The following is a 3,714-nucleotide window of genomic DNA, read 5'->3' as shown; positions in this document are numbered from 1 at the left end:
CAGGCGCAGACCGGTACCGGTAAATCCGCAGCCTTTCTGCTCACCATTCTCAACCGCTTGCTCACCGTTAAGCCGGAAGAACGTTTTGCCAGCGAACCCCGTGCTCTGGTGATTGCGCCGACCCGTGAACTGGTGATGCAGATCGGTAAAGACGCGGAAGGTCTGGCGAAGTACACCGGACTGAACGTTGTTACCATCGTTGGTGGTATGGACTACGAGAAGCAACGTGCACAGCTGCGTAACCATGTGGTCGATGTTCTGGTGGCAACGCCGGGCCGTCTGATTGACTTTATGCGCAGTCAGGATGTGTTCCTCGATCAGGTTGAAGTGCTGGTGCTGGACGAAGCCGACCGTATGCTCGATATGGGCTTTATTCCGGATGTGCGCCGCATTGTCCGCGCCACGCCCACCAAAGATCAGCGTCAGACGCTGCTGTACTCCGCCACCTTCAACTACGATGTGCGCATCCTGATTGATCAGTGGACCACGGACCCGCTGGAAGTGGTGATTGAGCCTGAACAGGTCGCGACCGATCGGGTGGAGCAGCGCTGCTATCTGGTTGCTGAGAGTGACAAATACAAACAACTGGAACGGGTTCTGGCCGACGAAAAACCGGAGCGTTGTATTATCTTCGCCAACCGTCGTGACCTGACCCGTAATCTGTGTGACAAACTCAACAAAAACGGCCATGTGGCGGTGCTGTTGTCGGGTGAAGTTGCGCAGGAAAAACGTATCCGAACACTGGAACGTTTCCGTTCCGGCCACGTCCGCATTCTGGTGGCAACGGACGTTGCCGGTCGCGGTATCCACGTTGACGGCGTCAGCCATGTGATCAACTACACCCTGCCGGAAGACCCGGAAGATTACGTGCACCGTATCGGCCGTACCGGGCGTGCCGGGGCAAAAGGGGTGTCGGTCAGCTTTATTTCCGAAGATGATGCGTTCGTACTGCCGGATCTGGAGAAATATCTGGGCACCAAGCTGGAACTGACGCAGCCCTGAACTGTTGCACTGTGGCATCGGACGGATGCAACAGGATGGCTGTCAAAGGGTAGATTGAACCGTTATTGAACAGGAGTTTCTGGCGGATGCTGTTGCCGTTCACTCTGTTGTCCCGGTCAGGCCGGGGCAACACCTCCCCCCGGCGGGGCGCAGAAAGCAGGATGGTCTTTCTGCCACGTTTTGCCACGCTGTTTGCACTTCTGCTTTGGCAGTTGCTGGTTACTCCGGCGACTGCAGCTGAAGCGGTCACGTCTGAAATGGTCAGCGCTGAAACCGCGAATCAGGCCGTTCAGGTAACGCCTGAGTGGGTCGAGCGTTATCTCTATACCCGCAACTCGGCCTTGCTCGATGACAGCCCGAACGATCACGTTATGTCGTTTTATTACTTTGGCCGGCTGGATCAGCGCACGCTGATTGGCCTTGAGCGGGTGCGCGGTGATGATTACGAGCAGTTTTTCAGCCTGCTGGTGTTCGAAGGTGCGGAGCTTCTGGGGTACTACCGCAACGTGCTGAGTTTTCCATCAGGCGTTGCCGATAACGGCGAGGTGCAGTTCCCGCGTGGGGTCGATGTTCATTTACAGGGCAGTGATGCTTTGCTGAACATCACTGCGCCCGTGTTCAGTGGTTTATGTCAGCGACAGCGGGGCGCGGAAGCTGAGACGGATCTTTGTGTGCCATGGATGTCTGCTCGTTCGCAATGATCTGCTGAATTAACCAATCCGGATCATCCATCGGCAGGTCGTGCCCCGCCCTGGGATGGCTGAGCAGATTTTTCTGCCAGCGTTCGGCAATGCGGCGTGTACAGGCTGCATCTACCAGACGGTCGGCCAGACTGTTATAGAAAAAAGCATCCTGCAGGGGAGCCTTGGCCGGGCCGTGGAAGTGGCTGGCGGCCAGTAACTGGGCAAGGCCGTTGCGTAATGACAGCGGATGAGCGGCGGCATAATCACACCACAGCGGCAGCAGGCATTCGCTGTCCTTCATATTCAGCGTCCACTTCAGAATGGCGGCTTCAAGCTTGTCTGAACTGCGTAAACTGCGCAGAAATCCTAATAATGGCCGGATTTTCATCCGCTGCCAGGGCGTCGAAGAATTACTGAAACTGGTATTAATCAGGTGCAGGCGGGCGACTTCCTGCGGATAGCAGCGTGCCCATTCGCTGGCGATCATCGCGCCCATCGAAATGGCGACAAGAACCCGCGGACGGGTATTGTCCGGACTGAGTTTCTGCACCTGATGGCGGATGTCGAGCATCATATTATGAATGCTGAAGGGGGTTTTATCGCGGAAGCGCTCGCCATTACCAGCCAGCTCCGGCAGCAGTAATGCCGATGGTGCCAGTTGCTGCTGTTGTAATTGGCTGAGCAACTGGTCGGGAAAGGCACCCCAGTGAAAGCGGCTGCGGATCAGGCCGCGGATCAGTACCCATTCGGGCTGGGATTGTTGAGTGTCCTGCTGAGCATCCATGCGCATATCAGGTTATTCCGTTACCAGAAGTTGAAATAGCGGTGCACACTGAACTGCAGTGTGGTGCCGGCATCGTAATCTGAACTGAGATTGGTGCGGTCGATGCTCAGACGGTAGTCGTACGGACCGTAGCTGCGTTCAACGCCGACGCGGAATTGCCAGTAATCATCACTGTGTCCGCCGCCAAAATTAAAGTCGTCGTTGATTTCCAGGTAGCGGTGCTGGGCGGTAAAAAACTCAATCGAAAAGCTATCGGTCTGGATGGTGTAACCCAGTTCCAGACTGCGTTTGGCAAATCCTGAATCCAGATAAGAATCGCTGTGGCGCCAGCCCAGTGTCAGGGCATCGTCGACCAGCAGGCGCAGCGTTCCTTCACTGTAGGCCTGATCCTGAATGCTGGCGTCGCCGGCAAAGGTGTAGCGGGTCGCGGAAATATCCATCGCAATACCATCACTCAGCGGCAGATACAGGCCAGCAAAGGCATCGTGCTCGTAGGTGGCATGATCACCTTTGCGGTCCAGACCAGAAGACCACAGGCCGGTGTAAAAACCGCTGTCATGGCGGAAGGTCAGGCCGCCCTGCAGGGCTGCATTGCCACCGGTCTGACTGACACCATCGCGAACGTATTCTGAAGTCAGACCCAGATTGGCGTTCAGTTCGGCATGGACGGTGGTGGCTGCCAGCATCGTCAGAGCGGCAGAGGCAGTAAGCAGAGGGCGGAATACAGACATGTGACTAGCGCTTTCCGTTAGTGATCAGATAAAGGCCGCTATCATACGATGTTTCTGCGGCGCTGTGATGTGTTTGTGGTGTATTTGCTGGCGTGATACTGGCCGGGCGCTATTTCGGGCAAGCGCCGGGGCTGAAAGTTCCGCTTCAGAGGTTGGGGCCGCTACGGTTGTATGGATACCAGCGGTCGCAGGCGCGCTGGTACAGCTGCTGTTTATCGGCAGCGTTGTCAGGTGCCCAGGTGGGCATGCTGCGCACTGCTGACATTAAAAACTCAATCAGAGTGAAATGGCGGCGCAGAATACGCTGATGCCGGTGCGGCAGAATCGGATTAAACAGGCTGTGGTAACGGAACAGGTGGCGCGGATTTTTTTTCACCCACAGCCAGGAGCCCATTTCCAGTGTCAGCGGCAGATAAAGGCCATCAGGTTGCTGTGCCATGTAGTCGTCATACAGGTAATCCCACAGATCGCCATGGGTGGTGTAACTGTGCGCCTGAGGCTCAAACAGGTACAT

The 3,714-nt window shown here is 56.2% G+C and carries 4 protein-coding genes and 1 pseudogene; 2 read left to right on the top strand and 3 right to left on the bottom strand.

The annotated features are described in order from the left end of the window. Together B3P58_RS11740 and B3P58_RS11735 are read left to right on the top strand one after the other, a co-directional pair. Positions 1-1,002 (top strand): DEAD/DEAH box helicase (locus B3P58_RS11740; RefSeq protein WP_286717672.1); only part of this gene is annotated, 1,002 nt, incomplete at its 5' end. 161 nt (positions 1,003-1,163) lie between these two features. Next, a complete protein-coding gene (locus tag B3P58_RS11735; RefSeq protein ID WP_230332041.1) occupies positions 1,164-1,703 on the top strand; it encodes a hypothetical protein in 540 nt (179 codons plus the stop codon). Here B3P58_RS11735 and B3P58_RS11730 read toward each other — a convergent pair. The 3 genes and pseudogenes from B3P58_RS11730 to B3P58_RS11720 all read right to left on the bottom strand — a co-directional run. Continuing rightward, positions 1,621-2,475, bottom strand: a complete 855-nt coding sequence (locus B3P58_RS11730) for an alpha/beta fold hydrolase (RefSeq protein WP_230332042.1) — start codon at positions 2,473-2,475, stop codon at positions 1,621-1,623. The two genes, B3P58_RS11735 and B3P58_RS11730, sit on opposite strands and share 83 nt — an antisense overlap. 14 nt (positions 2,476-2,489) lie before the next feature. Further along, a complete protein-coding gene (locus B3P58_RS11725; protein WP_145468855.1) occupies positions 2,490-3,200 on the bottom strand; it encodes a TorF family putative porin in 711 nt (236 codons plus the stop codon). A gap of 145 nt (positions 3,201-3,345) precedes the next feature. Next, positions 3,346-3,714 (bottom strand): annotated as a pseudogene (locus B3P58_RS11720) (zinc carboxypeptidase); the annotation flags it as partial.

Origin of the sequence: Thalassolituus sp. UBA2009, from assembly GCF_002335285.1 — a bacterium.
In the GTDB taxonomy this organism is placed as follows: Bacteria; Pseudomonadota; Gammaproteobacteria; order Pseudomonadales; family Oceanobacteraceae; genus Venatoribacter; species Venatoribacter alkanivorans.
The sequence above is the reverse complement of the archived record's forward strand: the minus strand, read 5'-3'. Positions and strand labels throughout refer to the sequence as shown.